19 protein-coding genes are annotated in these 22,483 nt (G+C 71.7%); 13 read left to right on the forward strand and 6 right to left on the reverse strand.

Features of this window, described 5'->3' with window-relative positions; all coding sequences use genetic code 11:
* Positions 1–23 precede the first annotated feature (23 nt).
* From HNQ58_RS02865 to HNQ58_RS02875, 3 genes are read left to right on the forward strand one after another with little or no spacing between them, the layout of a single operon-like run.
* Positions 24–2,009, forward strand: a complete 1,986-nt coding sequence (locus HNQ58_RS02865) for a transglycosylase SLT domain-containing protein (RefSeq protein WP_221301122.1) — start codon at positions 24–26, stop codon at positions 2,007–2,009.
* Positions 2,006–2,944: a complex I NDUFA9 subunit family protein gene (locus HNQ58_RS02870; RefSeq protein WP_183947283.1), complete on the forward strand. Its 939-nt coding sequence runs from the start codon at positions 2,006–2,008 to the stop codon at positions 2,942–2,944. Before HNQ58_RS02865 ends, HNQ58_RS02870 begins: the two co-directional genes overlap by 4 nt.
* Before the next feature lie 2 nt (positions 2,945–2,946).
* Entirely contained in the window at positions 2,947–4,173 is a 1,227-nt protein-coding gene (locus HNQ58_RS02875; RefSeq protein WP_183947284.1) for a multifunctional CCA addition/repair protein, read from the forward strand.
* A gap of 30 nt (positions 4,174–4,203) precedes the next feature.
* On the opposite strand, the gene HNQ58_RS02880 is transcribed toward HNQ58_RS02875, so the two are convergent.
* Positions 4,204–4,587, reverse strand: coding sequence for a VanZ family protein (locus HNQ58_RS02880; RefSeq protein WP_183947285.1), 384 nt, complete (start codon positions 4,585–4,587; stop codon positions 4,204–4,206).
* Positions 4,587–5,774 (reverse strand): class I SAM-dependent methyltransferase, encoded by a 1,188-nt coding sequence (locus HNQ58_RS02885; RefSeq protein WP_183947286.1) that lies wholly within the window; start codon positions 5,772–5,774, stop codon positions 4,587–4,589. The genes HNQ58_RS02880 and HNQ58_RS02885 overlap by 1 nt, the downstream gene beginning before the upstream one ends.
* A gap of 241 nt (positions 5,775–6,015) precedes the next feature.
* Between HNQ58_RS02885 and grxD the strand changes: the two genes are divergently transcribed.
* Both grxD and HNQ58_RS02895 read left to right on the forward strand, forming a co-directional pair.
* Complete coding sequence (gene grxD, locus HNQ58_RS02890; protein ID WP_183947287.1) at positions 6,016–6,942, forward strand: Grx4 family monothiol glutaredoxin; 927 nt, start codon at positions 6,016–6,018, stop codon at positions 6,940–6,942.
* Between the two features lie 111 nt (positions 6,943–7,053).
* Positions 7,054–7,359: a hypothetical protein gene (locus HNQ58_RS02895; protein ID WP_183947288.1), complete on the forward strand. Its 306-nt coding sequence runs from the start codon at positions 7,054–7,056 to the stop codon at positions 7,357–7,359.
* 96 nt (positions 7,360–7,455) lie between these two features.
* Here the strand turns inward: HNQ58_RS02895 and HNQ58_RS02900 are convergent, their stop codons facing one another.
* Positions 7,456–8,097, reverse strand: a complete 642-nt coding sequence (locus tag HNQ58_RS02900; RefSeq protein WP_183947402.1) for an SGNH/GDSL hydrolase family protein — start codon at positions 8,095–8,097, stop codon at positions 7,456–7,458.
* A gap of 46 nt (positions 8,098–8,143) precedes the next feature.
* Positions 8,144–9,388, reverse strand: a complete 1,245-nt coding sequence (locus HNQ58_RS02905; protein ID WP_183947289.1) for a pyridoxal phosphate-dependent aminotransferase — start codon at positions 9,386–9,388, stop codon at positions 8,144–8,146.
* Positions 9,389–9,564: 176 nt separating this feature from the next.
* Here HNQ58_RS02905 and rsgA point away from each other — a divergent pair, with 176 nt between their 5' ends.
* Both rsgA and HNQ58_RS02915 read left to right on the forward strand, forming a co-directional pair.
* A complete protein-coding gene (gene rsgA, locus HNQ58_RS02910; RefSeq protein WP_183947290.1) occupies positions 9,565–10,653 on the forward strand; it encodes a ribosome small subunit-dependent GTPase A in 1,089 nt (362 codons plus the stop codon).
* Positions 10,654–10,696: 43 nt separating this feature from the next.
* Complete coding sequence (locus HNQ58_RS02915; protein ID WP_183947291.1) at positions 10,697–11,950, forward strand: peptidase MATCAP family protein; 1,254 nt, start codon at positions 10,697–10,699, stop codon at positions 11,948–11,950.
* A gap of 34 nt (positions 11,951–11,984) precedes the next feature.
* Here the strand turns inward: HNQ58_RS02915 and HNQ58_RS02920 are convergent, their stop codons facing one another.
* Entirely contained in the window at positions 11,985–14,264 is a 2,280-nt protein-coding gene (locus tag HNQ58_RS02920; RefSeq protein WP_183947292.1) for an NADP-dependent malic enzyme, read from the reverse strand.
* A gap of 525 nt (positions 14,265–14,789) precedes the next feature.
* On the opposite strand from HNQ58_RS02920, the gene gspF reads away from it, so the two are divergent.
* The 6 genes from gspF (at position 14,790) to rpoH (ending at position 20,596) form a co-directional block, all read left to right on the forward strand.
* Positions 14,790–15,980, forward strand: coding sequence for a type II secretion system inner membrane protein GspF (gene gspF, locus HNQ58_RS02925; RefSeq protein WP_183947293.1), 1,191 nt, complete (start codon positions 14,790–14,792; stop codon positions 15,978–15,980).
* Positions 15,981–16,212: 232 nt separating this feature from the next.
* Positions 16,213–16,899: a cell division ATP-binding protein FtsE gene (ftsE, locus tag HNQ58_RS02930; RefSeq protein WP_183947294.1), complete on the forward strand. Its 687-nt coding sequence runs from the start codon at positions 16,213–16,215 to the stop codon at positions 16,897–16,899.
* Positions 16,896–17,882: a permease-like cell division protein FtsX gene (gene ftsX / locus HNQ58_RS02935; protein ID WP_183947295.1), complete on the forward strand. Its 987-nt coding sequence runs from the start codon at positions 16,896–16,898 to the stop codon at positions 17,880–17,882. The genes ftsE and ftsX overlap by 4 nt, the downstream gene beginning before the upstream one ends.
* Positions 17,883–17,893: 11 nt before the next feature.
* Positions 17,894–18,751: a response regulator gene (locus tag HNQ58_RS02940; protein ID WP_183947403.1), complete on the forward strand. Its 858-nt coding sequence runs from the start codon at positions 17,894–17,896 to the stop codon at positions 18,749–18,751.
* Between the two features lie 73 nt (positions 18,752–18,824).
* Complete coding sequence (gene ung, locus HNQ58_RS02945) at positions 18,825–19,592, forward strand: uracil-DNA glycosylase (protein ID WP_183947296.1); 768 nt, start codon at positions 18,825–18,827, stop codon at positions 19,590–19,592.
* Positions 19,593–19,720: 128 nt separating this feature from the next.
* Positions 19,721–20,596: an RNA polymerase sigma factor RpoH gene (rpoH, locus tag HNQ58_RS02950; protein ID WP_183947297.1), complete on the forward strand. Its 876-nt coding sequence runs from the start codon at positions 19,721–19,723 to the stop codon at positions 20,594–20,596.
* Positions 20,597–20,672: 76 nt separating this feature from the next.
* Here rpoH and HNQ58_RS02955 read toward each other — a convergent pair whose 3' ends face one another.
* Complete coding sequence (locus HNQ58_RS02955) at positions 20,673–22,286, reverse strand: alpha-glucosidase (protein WP_183947298.1); 1,614 nt, start codon at positions 22,284–22,286, stop codon at positions 20,673–20,675.
* Positions 22,287–22,483 lie beyond the last annotated feature (197 nt).

The following is a 22,483-nucleotide window of genomic DNA, read 5'->3' on the forward strand; positions in this document are numbered from 1 at the left end:
ACCCATCGGCTACACTTCCGCGCATGCGCAATCCCCTGATTCCCTTGTTGCTGTCCTTGCTGTCGTTGCTGTGGCTGGCACCGGCGGGCGCCGCCGACGAGGCCGCGCTGGCCGCGCGGCGCGACGAACTGCGCCACGCGCTGCAGATCGCCGAGCGCGGCTCGCCGGCGCAGTACGAGGCCGTCGCGAAACGGCTGGCCGACCACCCGCTGTTCCCGTGGCTGGAGTATGCCCGGCTGCGCCGCGATCTGGGCACGGCCACGCCGGGGCGCGTCGAGGGCTTCCTGCGCCGTTTCGACGGCCAGCCGGCCGCGCAGCTGCTGCGCGAGGCCTGGCTGGGCGAGCTGATCCGCCGCCAGGACTGGCCGCGCTTTCTCGCCACGTACCGGCCCGACAGCGACCCGACCCGCCGCTGCGCCCACGCCCAGGCGCGCCTGGCCGCCGGCGCCGTCGACGAGGGCTGGCTGAAAGACGTGGAGGCGCTGTGGCTCAACGGCCGCTCGATGCCCGACCTGTGCGATGCGCCGTTCGCCGAACTGCAACGTCGCGGCCGGCTCACGCCAGAGCTGCGCTGGCAGCGCATCGAGCTGGCCGCCGAGGCCGGCGAGCTGGGCATCATGCGCTTCCTCGCCCGCGGCCTGCCCGCGGCCGAGGCGGCGCTGGCGCAGGACTATGCCGCCTTCGTCGAGAGCCCGCACGAGCGTGCGGCGCGCTGGCCGGCCGATGCGCGCAGCCGCCGGATCGCCATGCACGGGCTGGTGCGCGCCGCGCGCCGCGATCCGGACGGCGTCGAGGCGCGACTGGCCGCGCTCACGCCGGTGCTCGGACTGGGCGAGGCCGAGCGCGGCCCGGTGCTGTACCAGATCGCGCTGTGGACGGTGGCCTCGTACGGCGAGGCTTCGGCGCGTCGGCTGGCGGCCGTGCCCGCCTCGGCCTGGGACGCCCGCCTGCACGAATGGCAGGTGCGCGAGGCGCTGGCGCGCCAGGACGATGCCGCCGCGCTCGCCGCACTGGAACGCATGCCCGAGGCGCAGCGCCGCGACGCCCGCTGGCGTTACTTCGAGGCGCGCCTGCGCGAACGCCGCGGCGAGCGGGATCTGGCGCATGCGCTGTATGCCGAGGCTGCGCGCGATGCCAGCTTCCATGGCTTCCTCGCCGCCGATCGCTTGAACCAGCCTTACGCGTTGTGCCCGAAGACGCCGCGGACGCCGGCCGAGATCGCCGCCGAAGTCGCCAGCCACCCGGGCCTGGTGCGCGCCTTCGAGCTGCGCCGGATCGATCGCCCCGGCTGGGCCGAGCGCGAATGGCGCGCGGCGGTGGCCGGCTTCGACGCCACCCGCCGCATCGAGGCGGTGCGGCTGGCGCGGCGCCAGTTCTGGCATGACCGCGCGGTGTTCTTCCTCGGCCGCGAGGATCCCGACGAGCTGCGCTACTACCGCCTGCGCTTCCCGCTGAGCTACCCGCGCACGGTGCGCGCCGAGGCCGAGCGGCACGGGCTGGACCCGGCCGTGGTCGCCGCCGAGATCCGCGCCGAGAGCGCCTGGATGCGCGAGGCCCGTTCGCACGCCGACGCCCGCGGCCTGATGCAGGTGCTGCCGGCCACCGGCGCCGCGGTGGCGCGCCGCCACGGCATCGCCTGGGGCGGGCCGGACACCCTGTACCGACCGGTCACCAACATCCGCATCGGCACCGCCTACCTGCGCGAGATGATCGACCGCCACGACGGCAAGTACTTCCTCGCCATGGCCGCCTACAACGCCGGCCCGGCGCCGGTGCAGCGCTGGCTGGCGCAGCGGCCCGACCTCGACCCGGACTTCTGGATCGAGACCATCCCCTTCAAGGAAACCCGCGACTACGTCGCCCGCGTGCTCGCCTTCAGCGTCATCTACGATTGGCGGCTGGGGCAGGAGTCGCCGCCGGTGAGCGAGCGCATGCTGGGACGCGACCCGCCGCCCGACCGCCGCCGCGCCCACGTCTGTCCGTCGCCCACGGAGTCCATCGCCCCATGACCTCGCAGCGTATCGTCGTCCTCGGCGGCACCGGCTTCGTCGGCCGCCATCTGGTCCGGCGCCTGGTCGCCGATGGCCACGCCGTCACCGTGCTCAGCCGCAACAGCGGCAGCCATCACGAGGAAGTCTTCCCGCCGGAAGTGACGCTGCGCGACTGCAACGTCTACGACACCGCCGCGCTGGCGCGCGCGCTGCGGGGCGCGGATGCCGCGATCAACCTCGCCGGCATCCTCAACGAGCGCGGCGATTCCGGCCAGGGCTTCCGGCGCGTCTTCGTCGAGCTCACCGACACCCTGATCGCCGCCTGCCACCAGGCCGGCGTGCGCCGCTTGCTGCAGATGAGCGCGCTCAATGCCGGTCGCGGCCAGAGCCATTACCTGAAGGCGCGCGGCGAGGCCGAGGCGCGGGTGAAGGCCTCCGGTCTGGACTGGACGATCTTCCAGCCGAGCGTGATCTTCGGCGAGGGCGACGGGCTGTTCTGCCGTTTCGCCCGCCTGCTCAGGCTGCTGCCGGTGCTGCCGATCGCCCGTGGCGGTGCGAAGTTCGCGCCGGTGTTCGTCGGCGACGTCGCCGAGGCGTTCCGGCGCGCGCTGCGCGATCGCAAGACCATCGGCCAGGTCTATGAGCTGTACGGGCCGGATGTGTTCACCCTGGCCGAGATCGTGCGGATGACCGCGCGCACCCTGGGCCTGAAGCGGCTGGTGATCCCGCTGCCCGACGCGCTCGGCCGGCTGCAGGCGGAGGTGGGCGAATGGCTGCCGGGCAAGCCGATCAGCCGCGACAACTTCCGTTCGCTGCTGACCGACTCGGTCGGCGGCATCGATGGCCTGCACCGGCTCGGCATCGAGCCCGCGCGGGTGGCCGACTGGCTGCCGCGCATCCTCGGCGTCGAGGACACCCGCCAGCGCCGTCTCGACCGCTACCGCAGGCAGTGAGCATGCGCGCCTACCTCGTCGGTGGCGCCGTGCGCGACCGCCTGCTCGGGCGCGAGGGCGGCGACCGCGACTGGGTGGTGGTGGGCGCCACGCCGGAGCAGATGCTGGCGCAGGGCTTCAAGCCGGTCGGGCGGGATTTTCCGGTGTTCCTGCATCCGCGCACCGGCGAGGAGTACGCGCTGGCACGCACCGAGCGCAAATCCGGACGCGGCTATCGTGGCTTCGTGGTCGATGCCCATCCGGCGGTGACGCTGGAAGAGGATCTCGCCCGCCGCGACCTGACCATCAACGCCATCGCGCAGGACGAGGACGGTACGCTGATCGACCCTTACGGCGGCGTGCGCGACATCCAGGCGCGCGTGCTGCGCCATGTCTCGCCGGCCTTCGTCGAGGACCCGGTGCGGCTGCTGCGGGTGGCCCGCTTCGCCGCCCGCTTGGCGCCGCTCGGCTTCACCGTGGCGCCGGAGACGATGGCGCTGATGGCGCGGATGGTCGCCGACGGCGAGGTCGACCACCTGGTGCCCGAACGGGTCTGGCAGGAGCTGCGCCGCGCACTGGCCGAGCCGGTGCCCTCGGCCTTCCTCGCCGTGCTGCGCGATTGCGGCGCACTGGCGCGGATCCTGCCCGAGGTCGATGCCCTCTACGGCGTGCCGCAGCGCGCCGAGTTCCATCCCGAGATCGACGCCGGCGTGCACACCGGGCTGGTCGTGGATATGGCTGCGAAACTCGCGCCGGGCGACAGCCTGATCGGCTTCGCCGCCCTGCTGCACGACCTGGGCAAGGCGCTGACCCCGGCCGACGAGTGGCCGCGCCACGTCGGCCACGAGCAGCGTGGCCTGGCCGCCGTCGACGCCGTCTGCGCGCGGCTGAAGGTGCCGGCCGATCATCGCGAGCTGGCGCGCATCGCCTGTCGCGAACATCTGAACCTGCACCGCCTCGACGAGCTGCGGCCGGCCAGCGTCCACGACCTGATCGCCCGCTGCGATGGTTTCCGTCGGCCCGAGCGCATCGCGCAACTGGCGCTGGTGTGCGAGGCCGACGCCCGCGGCCGCCTCAGCAAGCACGATGAGCCGTACCCGCAGCGCGAACGCCTGCTGGCGCTGCATCGCGCCGCCTTGGCCGTGAACGCCCGCGAGCTGGTCGCCGCCGGCGTCAGCGGCCCGGAAGTCGGCAAACGCCTGCGCGAAGCGCGCATCGCCGCGATCCGCGCGGCGATGACCGGGCGCTGATTCCGCCGCGGTGCGCGTCGCGTCCGGCCCTTACCGCCACCATCCATCGAAACGCTGCAGCCAGCGCGCCGCGGGGGTGTGGGCGAGGGCGAGGCCGGCGAGTACGCCGGCCGTGTTGGCCAGCGCATCGAGCAGTTCGAACCGGCGGCTGGCGGTGAGCGCGCCCTGGGCGAATTCCAGCCCGAGACCGAGGGCGGCCAGCCATACGGCGATGGCGAGCAGCGCGGCGCGCGAGGCGAACAGCTGCACCGCGCCGGCCATCAGCAGGAAATAGGCCAGCACATGGCCGAGCTTGTCGGAGCCGGGGATGGCCTGCGGCACCGGCGGCGGCGGGGCCAGCGAGACGACGATCACCGTCGCGACCATCGCCAGCCACAGCGCCAGCCACAGGCGTGGTCGTCGCAGCGCGCGCATCACAGGCGGCGCGACAGGTCGCCGAGCGCGAACGCGGCGCCTAGCGTCACGCCACGGACGAAGCCCATCACCTGGAAGCGCTCGCCCATTTCGCCAGGCAAGGTCAGGCGCTTGATCTCCTGGCGGCGGCGATGGCGTTCGATCTCATCGGGCAGCGTCTCGATGGCGGCGATGCGGCCTTGCAGCCCGTTGCCGATCAGGAAGTTGGCCTGCGAGCAGTAGCCGGCGAAATCGAAGCCGGCGCCGAGGCCGGCCTCGGCCAATGCGGTGAAATCGACGAAGGCGGTGAGGTCCTGCAGCCCGGGCAGCCGGTACGGGTCGGTGTGGGCGCGGTGGCGGTAGTGGCAGACCAGCGTGCCATCGCGCCGCTCGGGCAGGTAGTACTCCGCGCGCGGGTAGCCGTAGTCGACGAACAGCATCGCGCCGGCCTCGATCATGCCGCCCACCGCCTGCAGCCAGTACGGCAGTTGCGGCAGGATCTCCGAGCGGTAGCCCTCGGCGAACGGCGCCTCCAGATAGGCCTCGACGTGGCGGACCGCGCCGGCCACCAGTGCGTCGGCAGGACGGTCGACGCGGATGAAGCCGCCGTGTTCGTCGAGTGCGACATGCTCCTCATACACCTCGCCGCCGTGGATGCTGAAGCGTGGTGTCGGCAGCGCGTCGAGCACCTCGTTGGCGAACAGCACGCCGCGCCAGTGCGCCTGCGGCGGACCGTCGAGCCAGTGCAGACGCGCGGACAGTGCCGCCGGCAGCGATCCGGTCAAGCGCTCGCGCTGGCGCGCGCGCAGGTCGGCGCTGGGTTCGAGGATGGCGTAGCGCGCCGGCAGCGCGTCGAGTTCGGCCAGGCGGCGCAGTGCGGCCTCGGCGAAGGCGCCGCTGCCGCCGCCCAGTTCGAGGAATTCGGCCTGCGGGCCGAGCGTGCGCAGCACCGGGGCCATCGCCTCGGCCACGCACTCGGCGAAGGTCGGGCCGAGCTCGGGCGCGGTGACGAAGTCGCCGCTCTCGCCGAACTTGGTCGCGCCGGCACTGTAGTAACCCAGGCCCGGCGCGTACAGGGCCAGCTCCATGAAGCGCGAGAACGGGATGGCGCCGCCGGCGGCGGCGATCTCGGCGCGGATCAGCGCCGCCAGGCGGTCGCTGTGGGCGCGTGCGGCGGCATCGGGCTCGGGCAGGGCGGTAGCGGTCATCGGCGGGTCGTGGGCGTGCGAGCGGGCAGGATACCGGCAAACCGCCGCATCGCGATCATCCGTGGCAGGCCTGATGCGGTGGCCTTCCGCGTTCAACCTTCCCGTGGCGGTCGGCCGCATCATGCGCCGCTCGTGCCGGGGCGGGAGCCGGGGCGTACAATGGGCGATTGGATGGTCTTGGGTTCGCCATGCCGTGCAGGCGCGTCCCGATTCCCGATTCCCGAACCCCAGGAGCTCCCCCATGTCCCTCGACCCCGCCCTGCGCGCCCGCATCGACGCGCTGCTCACCGACCACCGCGTCGTCCTGTTCATGAAGGGCGACCCGTCCGCGCCGCGCTGCGGTTTCTCGGCCAAGGCCGCCGGCATCCTCGATGGCCTGGGCGTGGAGTACGCCAGCGTCGACGTGCTGCAGGACCCGGAGATCCGCGAGGGCATCAAGCTCTACGGCAGCTGGCCGACCATCCCGCAGCTGTACGTCGAGCGCGAGCTGGTCGGCGGCAGCGACATCATCGAGCAGCTGCTCAACAGCGGCGAGCTGCATGAGCTGCTCGGCCTGCCCAAGCCGGACCGCACCGCGCCGACCCTGCACGTCACCGCCGCCGCCGCCGCCGCGATCCGCAACGCGCTGGCCAACAGCGATCCGGGGCTGGGCCTGCACCTGTCGGTCGATCCGCGCTTCAACGCCCAGTTCCAGCTCAAGCCGGTGACCGGGCAGGAGATCGTCGCCGAGGCCGCCGGCATCCGCTTCCATCTGGACCTTGCCAGCGCGCCGCGCGCCAACGGCATCGAGATCGACTGGGTCGAGGACATGCGCGGCGCCGGCCTGTCGATCCGCAACCCGAACGCGCCGCCGCCGGTGCAGCCGATCGAGGTCGAGGCGCTGCGCGACCGTCTCGCCGCCGGCGACATCACCGTGATCGACGTGCGTCCGGCCGAGGCCCGCGCCTTGGCTCCGTTCCCGGGTGCCGAGGTGCTGGACGAGGACAGCCGCGCCCGTCTCGCCGCGCTGCCCAAGGACCGCGCGCTGGCCTTCCTCTGCCATCACGGCCATTCCAGCCGCCAGGCGGCCGAGCATTTCCGCGGGCTGGGCTTCCGCAACCTGTACAACGTCGAGGGCGGTATCGACGCCTGGTCGCAGCGCATCGACCCGTCGGTGCCACGGTACTGAGCGCGGCGGCGGTTTGGTGTCGCCGCGGCATTTGCGCTAGCTTCGTCTCCGGAGCCATACGGATCGGCACGGCAGGTACCGTGCCGACCGTCCAACGAGGTGAGGGGCACGATGCGCACGATGTTGCTGTTGCTGCTGGCCGCGCTGCTGGCCGGCTGTGGAGGCCGCAGCGCCGACGCTTGGGCGGTGTGCGAGGCCGCCATCGCCGAGCGCCTGGCCGGCAAGACCTACCGGCTCGATCCCAAGGCCATCCGGGCCAGCGCCCGCGAGGAGGGCGAAAACGTGCTGGTCCTGAGCGGCGAGGTCGTGCTCGACCCGGGCATGACCCACGAGCAGCGGCAGACCCTGGAGTGCAAGGCCCGCTTCACGCCGGGGCAGGCCAGGCCGGACGTGATTTCGCTCAACTTCGTCTGGTAGCAGGGCGGGAACCGGAAACCGGAAGAGCGGGGCGTGGGGTGTTCCGACCGAGCACGCGCAGCGCGCGGCCCATTTCCGGTGTCCGATTTCCGAGGCTCAGCGCCGCGACAGCAATCGCCGTGCGACCGGCAGCGCCAGCGCCGTCCACTCGCGGTACATCGCCGCCGACGGGTGCAGGCCGTCCTCGGCCACCATCGCCGCCTCGGCGCCGCGCGCGCGGCTCACCGGCGTCACGTCCACCCAGGCCACGCCGCGTGTTTCGCTTTCCTCGCGGTTGACCGCGTTGTAGGCGTCCAGCTCGGCCGACACACGCGCCAGATCGCGGCCGCTGGCCTGGCCGAACGGCGTCGCGCCCCAGTCCGGGATCGACAGCACCAGCACGCGGTCGGCGCGGCCGCCGGCCAAGGCGATGGCGCGCTTGAGCAGGGCGGCGAACTGCGCGCGGTACTCCTCCACGTCGCGGCCACGGTACTGGTTGTTGACGCCGATCAGCAGCGAGACGAAGCCGTATTCGCCGATCGGCTCGGCAGCGTCCATCGCCGCGCTCAGCTCGTCGGTGGTCCAGCCGGTGGTGGCGATGATCCGCGGCGGCGCCAGCGCGATGCCCTCGGCGCGCAGCGCGGCGGCGAGCTGCACCGGCCAGCGGTCGTCCTCGGCCACCGCCTCGCCGATGGTGTAGCTGTCGCCGAGGGCCAGGTAGCCGATGGCCTCGTCGGCGAGCGCGGGCGTCGTGGTCATGGTCAGCAGCAGCAGATGGCGAAAAAACACGGGCAGGCTCCCCGCATCAGGCGACATGGCGCGCGGTCTGGCGTTCGGCGTGACGGGCGAGGGCGCGCTCGATGCGCCGGAACACTTCGCGCACGGTGTCGGCCTCGGGCAACAGCGTCACCCGGAAGTGATGGCGGTAGGGCACGTTGAAGCTGGAGCCGGGCACGATCAGCACGTCTTCTTCCTCCAGCAGCTCGACCGCGAAGCGGTGGTCGTCGAAACCGCGCAGCGCCTCGGTGTCGACCGCCGGGAAGGCATACAGCGCACCCTGCGGCGGCACCAGCGCGAGGAAGTCGCTGGCGGCGCAGCTGTCGATCACCGCACGGCGCGATTCATACAGCCGGCCACCGGGTGCGGTGAGCGCGGTGATGGTGTCCGGGCCGGTCAGCGCGGCGGCCACGGCGAACTGGCCGGGCACGTTGGCGCACAGGCGCAGCGCGCCGAGCAGGTCGAGCGCGTGGTGGTATTCGCCGATCCGCAGCGGGTCGCCGGACAGCAGTGCCCAGCCGACCCGCCAGCCGCAGGCGCGGTGCACCTTCGACAGCCCGCCGAAGCTCAGGCAGGGCAGGTCGTCGGCCAGCGGCGCCAGCGGCTGGAAGGCGGCACCGTCGTAGAGGATGCCGTCGTAGATCTCGTCGGCCATCAGCAGCAGGTCGTGCTTCGCCGCGATGGCGACCAGGCGTTCGAGCAGTGCGCGCGGGTAGCTGGCGCCGGTGGGGTTGTTCGGGTTGATCAGCACCAGCGCGCGGGTGCGCGAGCTCACCAGCGATTCGATCTCGTCCGGGTCGGGCAGGAAGCCGTTGCCGGCCTCACAGCGGTAGTAGACCGGCCGGCCGTCGTTGAGGATGGTGGCGGCGCTCCACAGCGGGTAGTCGGGGCTGGGCAGCAGCACCTCGTCGCCGGGATTGAGCAGGGCGCGCAGGCTCAGATCGATCAGTTCGCTGACGCCATTGCCGACGAAGACCCGTTCCGGCGTGGCGCCATGCACGCCGCGGGCGCGGTGCTGGGCGGCGATCGCCTCGCGCGCGGCCGGCAGACCTTGCTGGTGGGTGTAGGGATCACTTTCGGCGAGGTGTTCGGCGATGGCGCGTTGCAGGTGCTCGGGGGCGCGGAAGCCGAACGCGCCGGGGTTGCCGATGTTGAGCTTGATCAGCCGGCGGCCCTGCGCTTCCAGTTCGCGGGCGCGGCGGGCCAGCTCGCCGCGGATTTCATAACGGACTTCGCCGAGGCGGGCGCGGGTGGGGACGGGCGGATGGTTCATGCGGCGGGGGCGGGGCGCGGGATTCCGCGCAGCCTAGCCGAAACCGCGGCGGCGGTCAGTGCCCGGTCGCGCCGTCCCGCGCGGCCGCCCCGGCAATAGTCCGCGGTCCCGGCACCGGACCCCGGTCCGCGCGGTACCCTTGTGCCATCTCCGACCTCCATCTGCGTACCCGGCCCATGCGACTCGACCCCCTGACCCTCGTCCGCCTGCGCACGATCGGCTGGCCCGACGATGCCTGGGCGGAAGAGGCGCTGCGGGCCGCGCCCCGGGGGCGGCTGGCGCGGGTGGTCGAGCAGCACCGCTCCGGCTATGTGGTGTCGGTGGGCGAGGGCGAGGAATTCAGGGCGCAGGCGCCGGCGGCCTGGCTGCGGCCGCGTTTCCCGCCCGAGCAGCGCGCCTGCGTCGGCGACTGGGTGGTGCTCGACGACGAGGCCGACGAGATCCTCGCCCTGCTGCCGCGCCGCTCGCTGCTCAAGCGCGGCGCCGCCGGCGAGCACTATCGGCAGCAGCTGATCGCAGCCAACATCGATTACGTGCTGGTGGTCTGCGGCCTCGACCACGACTTCAACCCGCGCCGGCTGGAGCGCTATCTGGTGCTGGTGCAGGGCAGCGGCGCCACGCCGGTGCTGGTGTTGACCAAGGCCGACCTGTGCCAGGACCTGGAGCCGGTCACCGAGGCGCTGGCCGACATCCTGGCGCTCGGCGTCCAGGCGCATCCGGTCAATGCCAAGGATCCGGCCAGCGTCGCCGTGCTCGACCGCTACCTGCAGCCCGGCCGCAGCGTGGTACTGGTCGGCAGCTCCGGTGCCGGCAAGTCCACGCTCACCAACACCCTGCTCGGCGTCGAGAAGATGAAGACCGGCGAGGTGCGCGCGCGCGACTCGCGCGGCCGCCACACCACCACCTGGCGTGCGCTGATCCCGCTGCCGCAGGGCGGCTGCCTGATCGACACCCCGGGCATGCGCGAACTCAAGCTCACCGGCGAGGAGCGGCTGGACGCAGGCGCCTTCGCCGACATCGAGGCGCTGGCCGCCAGTTGCCGTTTCAACGACTGCGGCCACCGGCGCGAACCCGGCTGCGCCGTGCGCGCCGCACTCGAGGCCGGCACGCTCGACGCGGATCACTACGCCAATTACCTCAAGCTGCGCGACGAACTCGCCGCTGCCGCCGGTCAGCTCGCCGCACGCCTGGCCGACAAGGCCGAGGCGAAAGTGATGGGCAAGGCACTCGACAAGCGTCTGAAGGAAAAGTACGGCCGCCGATGAACACAGCCAGGCCACGCAGACGCGGCAGGAGGCGCATGCGCCGATGAACGACGCCGTCGCCCACCACGCCGCGCTCGACGCGCGCCTGGTCGAGGCGGTGCGCGGCATCCGCCTGCTGCAGACGGTGAGCTGGCCGGCGCACGTGCAGGAGGAGTTCCTCGACGGCTGGCGGCGCGGCCAGGCCAAACTGCCGCTGATCGAATACCCGGCGCTCGATTTCGGCGAAGTGCGCGCCGAGCTCGACGCCATCCGCCTCGCCGCCGACCCCGACCACCCGCTCGGCCAGTACCTGCAGCGCACCGCCGAGAGCTGGGCGACCGCCACGCGCCTGCTGGAATGCGCCGGCAGCGCCAGCGTCACCGACCACAGCGTGCAGCTCTACGGCCGCCCCGGCGACGTGCTGCCCGGCGGCGAGGCGACCAACCTCGACGCCGCCCGCCACTTCATCGCCCTGGCCGACGAGCTCGACCAGGACCTGCATCCGGACGAATCCGATTTCCATATCCCGGCGGCAACGCTGCGCGACGAACTGCAGGCCGAGCTGGACCGCTTCTTCGTCCATCACAAGCTCAGCGTCGAGCTGGATCCCGAGCTGATCGCCAAGGCCGCCGCCGGCCCCACCCGCATCCGCCTGCGCGGCGGCCACGCCTTCAGCGACTACGACCGCCACCAGCTGCTCGAACACGAGGCCTTCGTGCATTCGCTGACCGCGCTCAACGGCCGCGAGCAGCCGGTGCTCAAGTCGCTGGCGCGCACCTCGCCGCGCATCACCGCCACCCAGGAAGGGCTGGCCACCTTCGCCGAGCTGATCACCGGCGCCATCGACATCGAGCGCATGAAGCGCATCAGCCTGCGCATCCTCGCCATCGACATGGCGCTGCGCGGCGCCGACTTCATGCAGGTGTTCCGCTTCTTCCTCGACGAGGGGCAGACGCCCTCGGACAGCTTCGCCTCGGCGCAGCGCATCTACCGCGGCGTGCCGCTGACCGGCAAGGCCGCCTTCACCAAGGACAGTGTCTACCTCACCGGCCTGATCGGCGTGCACACCTTCTTCCGCTGGACGCTCAAGCACCGCCGCATCCGCCTCACCCGCCTGCTGTTCGCCGGCAAGATGACCCTGCAGGATGTGCTCGCCTTCGAGCCGCTGTTCGACGAAGGCACGCTCGCCGAACCGCTGTACGTGCCGCCGTGGGTGCAGCGCGCGCAGGGCTTGGCCGGCATGCTCGCGTTCTCGCTGTTTGCCAACCGCATCCGCCTGGACCGCGTCGGCGCCGACGACCTCGTGCTGAGCCTGTAGGAGACACGGGCGACGCCAGCCGCGGCCGGCGATATCACACCCCGCGCTCGGCCCGGATCTGCGCGTCGACGGCGGCGATGGCGGTCATGTTGACCACGCGGCGCACGGTGGCCGACGGGGTCAGCACGTGGGCGGGCCTGGCCAGACCCATCAGGATCGGGCCCAGACCCACGGCATCGGTCATCACCCGCAGCAGGTTGTAGGCGATGTTGGCGGCGTCGAGGTTGGGCATCACCAGCAGGTTGGCGCGGCCGCTGAGCTCGGCCCCGGGAAAGACGCGCTGGCGGACTTCCTCGCTGAGCGCGGCGTCGACCTGCATCTCGCCCTCGACCTCCAGCTTCGGCGCGCGCCGGCGGATGATCGCCAGCGCCTCGCGCAGCTTCTCGGTGCTGCGGCTGTCGTGGCTGCCGAAGTTGGCGTAGCTGACCAGCGCCACCTTCGGCTGGATGCCGAACAGTTTGAGCCGGAACGCCGCCTGCAGCGCGCTCTCGGCGATCTGTTCGGCATCCGGGTCGGTCTGCACGTGGGTGTCGGTGAAGAAGATCACGCCCTTGTCGTTGAGCACGGCCGACATCGCCGACGGCGACTTCACGCCGTGCTCCAGGCCGAGCACGTCGCGCACGTACTTGAGCTTGCGCTGATAGCGCCCGACCAGCCCGCAGAGCATGGCGTCGGCCTCACCGCGCCGGACCATCAGCGCGGCGATCACGGTGTCGCGCGAGCGCACCACCGCCTTGGCCGCAGCCGGCGAGATGCCCTTGCGCGCCATGATCTGGTGGTAGAGCTGCCAGTAGTCGTTGAAGCGCGGATCGTCGTCGATGTTGGTCAGCTCGAAGTCGACGCCGGGGCGGATGCGCAGGCCCAGGCGCTGGATGCGCGCCTCGATCACCGCCGGGCGGCCGATCAGGATCGGGAAGGCCAGACCTTCGTCGACCACCGTCTGCACGGCGCGCAGCACGGTTTCTTCCTCGCCTTCGGCGTAGACCACGCGCTTGCGGTCGCTGCGGGCGCGGTCGAACACCGGCTTCATCAGCAGGCCGGAGCGCCAGATGAAGCCGCTGAGCTTTTCGCGGTAGGCGTCGAGGTCGGCGATCGGCCGGGTGGCGACGCCCGACTCCATCGCCGCCTTGGCCACCGCCGGGGCCAGCACGGTCAGCAGGCGCGGATCGAACGGACGCGGGATCAGGTAGTCGGGGCCGAAGCTCGGCGTCTCACCGGCATAGGCCGAGCCAAGGTCGGAGACTTCCATCCGCGCCAGCGCGGCGATGGCCTTGACGCAGGCCAGCTTCATCGCCTCGTTGATGGTGGTGGCGCCGACGTCGAGCGCGCCGCGGAAGATGTACGGGAAGCACAGCGCGTTGTTGACCTGGTTCGGGTAGTCCGAACGGCCGGTGGCGACGATGCAGTCCGGCCGCGCGGCCCTGGCGACCTCGGGCAGGATCTCCGGCGTGGGGTTGGCCAGCGCCAGGATGATCGGCCGCTCGGCCATCGTCTTGACCATCTCCGGCGTGAGGATGCCGCCGGCCGACAGGCCCAGGAACACGTCGGCGCCGCGCACGATGTCGGCCAGGGTGCGGCAGTCGGTGTCGCGCGCGTAGCGCCGCTTGGCTTCGTCCAAGTCAGTGCGACCGGTGTGCAGCACGCCGTCGCGGTCCACCGCGAGGATGTTCTCCGGCCTCATACCGAGCGCCACCAGCATGTCCAGGCAGGCGATGCCGGCCGCGCCGGCGCCGGAGGTGGCGAGCCGGACCTGGTCGATCCGCTTGCCGGCCACCTCCAGCGCGTTGAGCACGGCGGCGCCGACGATGATCGCGGTGCCGTGCTGGTCGTCGTGGAACACCGGGATCTTCATCCGCTCGCGCAGCTTGCGCTCGACGATGAAGCACTCCGGCGCCTTGATGTCTTCCAGGTTGATGCCGCCGAAGGTCGGCTCCAGCGCGGCGATGATGTCGACCAGCTTGTCGGGGTCGTTCTCCTGCACCTCGATGTCGAACACGTCGATGCCGGCGAACTTCTGGAACAGCACGCCCTTGCCTTCCATCACCGGCTTGGACGCCAGCGGGCCGATGTTGCCCAGGCCCAGCACCGCGGTGCCGTTGGAGATCACCGCCACCAGGTTGCCGCGCGCGGTGACCGTGCTGGCCTGGTTCGGATCCTCGACGATCGCCTCGCAGGCCGCCGCCACGCCCGGCGAATAGGCCAGCGCCAGGTCGCGCTGGGTCACCAGCGCCTTGGTCGGGGTGACCTTGATCTTCCCGGGCGGATGCTGACGGTGGTAGTCGAGCGCGGCTTGCTTGAGGTCTTTTTCGGGCATGGCGGTGGAGAAGCTGGGGAGTCGGCGCGTCGGGCAGCGCAAGAGGGTCGATTGTAGCGGTCGCGCCGCGCCCGCGGGCGACGCGGCCGTACGGGCGCACGGCTCGCGTTCAACCGGGCACCCGGGCCAGCTCGCCGTGTTCGCTCCATGTCCGATCCTGTCGGTCCGGGCACCGCCAGCCCCGGTCGTCGAGCGGCAGGCAGTGCCGCACGGGTCCTTGCCGACGCCGGCCGCATCCGCCGGCACCACGCCCGCCTACGTGTCCTTCCTCTGGGGGTGCCGGGCTTTACGGCTTCACGTGGTACGGCTGAGGAACCCCTGATCGATTCAGAGGCTCCGCCGGCCAGGGATGGCCGGCTCACGAATCAAGCACGCAAGTGCCTGATTCGTCGTAGCCGCGTCCGGACATGCGCCGGACGCAGCGTGGGCTGCCATGTCCGGGATGGACTTGTTCAGGCCCTCCCCAAGTGGAGGCAGGTCACCCGCCCGTGCCCCCGGTCGCGCGACACTCCGTACACTCTGCCCATGCCCGCCTTCGAATACCAGGCTCTCGACACCGCCGGCCGCACCGAGAAGGGTGTGCTGCAGGCCGACACCGCACGCGCCGCACGGGCGGCGCTGCGCGAGCGCGGTCTGACGCCACTGGCGGTGGACGAGGTCGAGGGTGCGGCGGCCGAGCGCGCCCGGCTCGCGATGAGCGCGCGGGTGCTGTTCACGCGCCAGCTCGCCACCCTGGTGCGTGCCGGTCTGCCGCTGGACGAGGCCTTGGCCGCAGTCGCCGAAGGCGCCGAGGGGCGCACCCGCGCGGTGGCGCTGTCGCTGCGCGCGCGGGTGATGGAAGGCGCATCGCTGGCACAGGCGCTGGGCGAGTTCCCGGGCAGTTTCGATGCGCTCTACCGCGCCACTGTCGCCGCCGGCGAGCGGAGCGGGCGGCTCGACACGGTGCTGCTGCGGCTGGCCGCGCACTTGGAGTCGCGCGATGCACTGCGGCGCAAGCTGATCGGCGCGTTGACCTACCCGGCGCTGCTGCTGGCGGTGTCGCTGCTGGTGGTGACCGGCCTGCTGCTGTACGTGGTGCCGGAAGTCACCGGCGTGTTCGCCCGCAGCGGCCAGGCGCTGCCGTGGGCGACGCGGCTGCTGTTGCTGCTCAGCGACGGGCTGCGCGCGCATGCCGTCTGGTTGTTGCCGCTGTCCATCGCGCTCGGTGCGGCGCTGGCCGTGTTGTGGCGGCGACCGGCGTTCGCCGCGCGCCGCGATGCGCTGTGGCTGCGCCTGCCCGGCATCGGCCGGCTGCTGGCGGCGCTGGAGACGGCGCGCTTCGCCCGCACGCTGGCCTTGCTCGGTGGCAGCGCGGTGCCGCTGCTCGACGCGCTGACGCTGGCCGCGGCGACGGTGCGCAACCGCGTGCTGCGCGCGGCGCTCGACGGCGTCGCCGCGCGCGTGCGCGAGGGCGCGCCGCTGTCGCGGGCGTTGGCGCAGTCGGGGCATTTCCCGCCGCTGGCGCTGCGGCTGATCGCCAGCGGCGAGCGCGCCGGGCGGCTCGACGCCATGCTGGATGAAGCCGCCGACCAACTCGAACGCGAACTGGACACCGTGCTCGGGGTGGCGATGGCCGCGCTCGGCCCGGCGGTGATCCTGTTCGTCGGCGGGCTCGTGCTGTTCATCGTGCTGGCGATACTCTTGCCGATCTTCCAGATGAACCAGTTGATTCGATGAGAAGCCGGGCATCGGGAGCCGGTAACCGGGAGCCGGGAGCCGGTTCGATGTCTGACGGCCATCGGGTCCGTGTGGCCAGCGAGAATCCGCGTGAGACCGGAAACGGCTTGCATCGTATCGGCGACTCCGTAACGCTCCCCCCGCTCACCGCTCACCGCTCACCGCTCACCGCTCACCGCTCACCGCTCACCGCTCACCGCTCACCGCTCACCGCTCACCGCTCACCGCGCCCATGCCCATCCTCCGCTTCGACAACGTCAGCAAACGCTACCCCGGCGGCCATGAGGCGCTCACCGACGTGAGCTTCGCGGTCGAGCCCGGCGAGATGCTGTTCGTCACCGGCCACTCGGGCGCCGGCAAGAGCACGCTGCTGCGGCTGATCCATCTCAGCGAGCGGCCCAGCCGTGGCGCGGTGCTGGTGGAGGAGCGCAACCTCGCCAAGGTGCGCGGACGGCGCGTACCGCTGCATCGCCGCAAGGTCGGCGTGGTGTTCCAGGACCACCGCCTGTTGATGGACCGCAGCGTGTTCGAGAACGTCGCCCTGCCGTTGGTGATCGCCGGCACGCCGCGCGCCGAGATCGGCAAGCGGGTGCGGGTGGTGCTGGAGAAGGTCGGCCTCGCCGACCGCGAGCGCGCCCGGCCGATCGAGCTCAGCTCGGGCGAGCAGCAACGGGTGGGCATCGCCCGCGCGGTGGTGTCGCAGCCGCTGCTGCTGGTGGCCGACGAGCCCACCGGCAATCTCGATCCGCAGCTGGCCGCCGAGATCATGCAGCTGTTCGCCTCGCTGCCGGCCCAGGGCACCAGCGTGCTGGTGGCCAGCCACGACCTGCATCTGGTCAAGCGCATGCGCCGGCGCGTGCTGGTGCTCGACCACGGACGCCTGGTCGACGACATCGCCCCGGAGGATCTGGCGGCATGAACGCGACCCCGACGAACCAGCGGAAGGCCGACAAGCGTGTCGCCGCCGAGCGCATCCGCCCGGGTGGGTTCGGCAGCGCCGTGCGCGCCTGGGGCAACCTGCACCTGTTCGGGCTGGTGTCCAGCATCGGCCGCATCGTCGCGCGGCCGTGGGCGACCCTGCTCACGGTCGGGGTGATGGCGATCGCTATCGCCCTGCCGCTCGGCCTGCTGCTGGCGATGCAGAATCTGGAGCGCTTCACCGGCAGCGCGCGCGAGTCGCGCGAGATCGGCGTGTTCCTCAAGCCCGGGGTGACGCTGGCGCGGGCCGAGGCGCTGGCTGTCGAGCTGCGTGGGCGCCCCGACGTGGCCGCGGTGCGCGTGCGTACGCCCGAGGAAGGGCTGGCCGAGTTCCGCGAGATGGCCGACCTGGCCGGCGCGCTCGACGTGCTCGAGCACAACCCGCTGCCGCCGGTGCTGGTGGTCGATCCGGCCAACGGCGGCAACGCCCTGGCCGACGCGCTGCGCGCGCTGCCCGAGGCCGAGATCGTCCAGCACGATGCGCTCTGGCGCGAGCGGCTCGACGCCTGGCTCGGCTTCGGCGAGCGCGTGGTCTGGGTGATCGCGGTGCTGCTCGGCCTCGGCGCGCTGCTGGTGGTCGGCAACACGGTGCGGCTGGACATCCAGTCGCGCAGCGAGGAAATCGGCGTGCTGCAGCTGCTCGGCGCCACCGATGGCTTCGTGCGCCGGCCATTCCTCTATCTCGGCGCCTGCTACGGCCTGGCGGCCGGCCTGCTGGCGCTGCTGACGCTGGCGATCGTCGGGTTTGCCTTACAGCCACCCCTGTCACAGTTGGTGGCGAGCTATGGCAGTACCTTCAGCCTGCAGGGGCCTGGCTGGCTGGGCGGACTGCAGGTGCTGGCCGGCGCCACGGCGCTGGGCTGGCTTGGCGCCTGGGTCGCCACCGGCCACCATCTGCGCGCCACCCGACCGACCGAGCTTTGATGGGCCCTGCGATGACCGCCGCCGCTTCCGGTTCCCACGACGCCCACGCCCCGCGGGTGATGGTGGTCGACGGTTCCAGGCTGGTGCGCCGGCTGGTCGAGCAGGTACTGCGCAAGGAGTTGCCCGGGCTGCACTTCGTCGGCTGCGCCAGCGCGGCCGAAGCTAAGGCGGCGCTGGACCAGGCCGACGCGGTCGATCTGGTCATCACCGCCCTGCGCCTGCCCGACATGGACGGCCTGGACCTCGCCCGGCACATCCGCGAGCACAGCCCGCAGGCCTACATTCCGATCATCGTGGTCTCCGGCGACGTGCAGCAGCGGCTGGTCGAACGCCGCTTCAGCGACGACGTCACCGACTACTTCGACAAGTCGCTCGGCTACGAGGCGCTGGCCACCTTCATCCGCGGCTACGTGCGGCCGGAGGCCGAGCCGGGCGGCGAGGTGCTCTACGTCGAGGACAGCCGGGTGGTCGCCGCCGCCACCTGCCGGATGCTGGAGAAGCACGGCCTGCGTGTCGTCCTCGCCACCTGCGTGGAGGATGCGGTGGCCCACCTGGAGGCGGCGCGCGCGGCCGGACGGGTGCCCGGTCCGGACGTGGTGCTGACCGACATCTACCTGAAGGGCGACCTCAGCGGCAAGGACCTGCTGCTGAAGATCCGCGACGACTACGGCTACGCCAAGGGCCAGCTGCCAGTGCTGGTGATGACCGGCGACGCCAACCCCGCCAACCAGAGCGAGCTGCTGCGGCTGGGCGCCAACGACCTGGTGCAGAAGCCGATCGAGGAACGCCTGCTGGTCACCAAGCTGCTGTTCCAGCTGCGGGTCGGCCGGCTGATGCGGGAGCGGGTCGGGACCGGCGCCGGCGGCTGAGCGGGTGCCCGCTGCGCGCCGGCGGGGGAAGTTTGCGTACCCTTGCGCTTTTCCGTCGCGGGGGAGCCAAGGCATGAACGACGACCGGATCCGGCTGGAGCCTTCCTGGAAGGCGCGGGTCGGCGACTGGCTGCTTCGCCCGGACATGCAGGCGCTGGCCGAGTTCCTGCGCGCGGAGAAGGCGCGCGGCAAGCGCATCTATCCGCCCGGCCCGCGCATCTTCGCCGCGCTGGATGCCACCCCGTTCGAGCGGGTGAAGGTGGTGATCCTCGGCCAGGACCCCTACCACGGGCCGGGGCAGGCGCACGGGCTGTGCTTCTCGGTCCCGCCGGGGGTGCCCCTGCCGCCGTCGCTGGTCAACATTTTCAAGGAGATCGAAGCCGATGTCGGCGTGAAGCCGGCCGATCACGGCTGCTTGCTGTCATGGGCCGAGCAGGGCGTGCTGCTGCTCAATGCCGTGCTGACGGTCGAGGAAGGCCGCGCCGGCGCCCACCAGGGCCTGGGCTGGGAGGGCTTCACCGACCACATCGTCGAGACCCTGGGTCGTGAGCGCGAGGGGCTGGTGTTCATGCTCTGGGGCAGCTACGCCCAGGCCAAGGGCCGGGTCATCGACGCCCGCCGCCACTGCGTGCTGCGCGCCCCCCACCCCTCGCCGCTGTCGGCCCACCGCGGCTTCTTCGGCTGCGGCCACTTCTCCGCCGCCAACCGTTACCTGGCCGGGCGTGGACAGGCGCCGATCGACTGGCGCCTGCCGCCGCGGGCCGAGGTGGAGCAGCGGCTGGCCGCGCAGGCCGCGCCCACAAAGGTCTGGCGGGAACCCGGGCACGCCGGCCCGGTCTAAGCCGCAGTCCGCCGGACCCCGCCGGCGAGGGCCAGGTGACCGTCCCGGGTGACTGTCCCTTAAATGGAAAACACCGGCCCGCCCAAGCCTTTAGCACTCGTCAGGGGTGAGTGCTAGACTCCGGAACCATGACCGAGACCGTACTGAACACGGCCCTGGTGGCCAACAACCTGCCGATTCCCAGCGCGCTGGGTTCGCTGGACGCGTACATCAGCGCCGTCAACCGCATCCCCGTGCTCAGCGCGGAGGAAGAGCAGCGGCTCGCCCGCCGCTACCGCGACGAGGAGGATCTCGACGCCGCCAAGCAGCTTGTGCTGTCGCACCTGCGCTTCGTGGTGCACGTCGCCCGTGGCTACCAGGGCTACGGCCTGGGCATGGGCGACCTGATCCAGGAGGGCAACATCGGCCTGATGAAGGCCGTCAAGCGCTTCGACCCCGACCAGGGCGTGCGCCTGGTGTCCTTCGCGGTGCACTGGATCCGCGCCGAGATGCACGAGTTCATCCTGCGCAACTGGCGCATCGTCAAGATCGCCACCACCAAGGCCCAGCGCAAGCTGTTCTTCAACCTGCGCCGCGCCAAGACCCGGCTGGGCTGGATGAACGCCGAGGAAGTGAGCGCGGTGGCGCGCGACCTCAACGTCTCCGAGCGCGAGGTACTGGAGATGGAGTCGCGCCTGTCCGGCCGCGACATCGGCTTCGACGCGCCGGTGGACGAGAGCGACGACGCCCCGCCGGCGCCGGTCGCCTACCTCGAAGACCACAGCGCCGACCCGTCGCTGGCCTACGAGCGCGACAGCGAGGAGGAGCACCAGCTCGAACTGCTGCGCGACGGCCTGGCCGAGCTGGACGCGCGCTCGCGCGACATCATCCGCCGCCGCTGGCTGGATGACGGCCACAAGGCCACCCTGCAGGAACTGGCCGAGGAGTACGGCGTTTCCGCCGAGCGCATCCGCCAGATCGAGGCCAACGCGCTGAAGAAGATGCGCGCGCTGTTCGTGGCCTGATCCGGCGCCGCAGGCCGATGCCGTGAACGACGAAGGCCCCCCGCAGGGCCTTCGTCGTTTCCGTTCCCGGCGCCGGTCAGATCGCCGCAAACAGCACGCCGCAACCGGGTAGCTGCGCGGTATCGCCGTCGAGGCGGCCGTTGATCAGGCCGGGCACGGCCAGCGCGCGGGCGTTGCCGAGCCCGGCGATGCGCGCTTCCACCGGCGCGGCTGACAGGTTGAACGCGGCCAGCAGCCGTTGGCCGTCGTGCTCGCGCACGAAGGCCAGCACCGGCTCGGCGGTGTCGACGAAGCCGATCGCGCCCCAGCGCAGCGCCGGCTGGCCGTGGCGCCAGCGCAGGAAGGCGCGGAAGCCGTTGAGCGTGGACTGCGGATCGGCCTCCTGTCGCGACACCGCCAGCGCGCGGTGCTCCGGCGGCAGCGGCAGCCACGGCGTGCCCGCGGTGAAACCGCCCTGCTCGCTGTCGTCCCACGGCATCGGCGTGCGGCAGCCGTCGCGGCCCTTGAAGTTCGGCCAGAAGGCGATGCCGTAGGGATCGCGCAGGGCTTCGAAGGGAAGCTCGGCCTCGGTCAGCCCCAGCTCCTCGCCCTGGTACACGCAGACCGAACCGCGCAGCGAGCACACCAGCGCGGTGAGCTGGTTGGCCAGTGATGCCGGCGGCCGCGCGCCGCCCCAGCGGCTGACCACGCGTTTGACGTCGTGGTTGGAGATCGACCAGCACGGCCAGCCCTCGCTGACCTGGGCCTCCAGTCGTTCCACCGTGCGGCGGATGTGCGCGACGGAGAAGTCGTCGGTGAGCAGCTCGAAGCTGTAGCCCATGTGCAGGCGCCGACCCGAGGTGTACTCGGCCATGGTCGCCAGCGAATCCTCCGAGGAGATCTCGCCGAGCGCGGCCACGTCCGGGTAGCGGTCGAGCAGGGCGCGCAGCTCTTCCAGGAAGGCGAGGTTCTCCGGCCGGGTGTTGTTGTACCAGTGGTACTGGAAGGCGTAGGGGTTGTCCGGGCTGAAGCCGCGTCCGATGCGCTTGTCCTTGGGCTTGGGCGGGTTGTCGCGCAGCAGGCGGTCGTGGAAGCAGAAATTGATCGCGTCCAGCCGCAGTCCGTCCACGCCGCGGTCGAGCCAGAACTTCACGCAGTCGAGCACCGCCGCGCGCACCTGCGGATTGTGGAAGTTCAGGTCCGGCTGCGAGGCGAGGAAGTTGTGCAGGTAGTACTGGCCGCGGCGCGGCTCCCACTGCCAGGCCACGCCGCCGAAGATCGACAGCCAGTTGTTGGGCGGGCTGCCGTCGTCCTTCGCGTCGGCCCACACGTACCAGTCGGCCTTGGGGTTGTCGCGGCTCTCGCGGCTTTCCTTGAACCAGTCGTGCTCGACCGAGGTGTGGCTGAGTACCTGGTCGATCATCACCTTCAGCCCGAGCGCGTGCGCTTTGGCCAGCACGCGGTCGAAGTCGTCGAGCGTGCCGAACAGCGGATCGACCGCGCGGTAGTCGGCGATGTCGTAGCCGAAGTCGGCCATCGGCGACTTGAAGAACGGCGAGATCCAGATCGCGTCCACGCCCAGACTGGCGACGTAGTCCAGCTTGCGCTCGATGCCAGGCAGGTCGCCGACGCCGTCGCCGTCGCTGTCGAGAAAGCTGCGCGGGTAGATCTGGTAGGTGACGGCGCCGCGCCACCACGGGTTTTCGCTCATGTCGCCTTCTCTCGGTTCCGTTTCTGCGGGCGGCGCATGGCTGCGGTCGCACCCGTCACGCCGCGCAGCTTAGCGTCGGCATTTGCGCCGCGAGCCTGCTGTGGGGATGCATACGTATTCATGACTGCCGGACGGTCGAGAGCGGGGTAGCGTTGGCCCGCTCGCGCCGGTTCGGGCGCAAGGGCAGGCGGCGGGCT

Origin of the sequence: Rehaibacterium terrae, from assembly GCF_014202935.1 — a bacterium.
Lineage (GTDB): Bacteria > Pseudomonadota > Gammaproteobacteria > Xanthomonadales > Xanthomonadaceae > Rehaibacterium > Rehaibacterium terrae.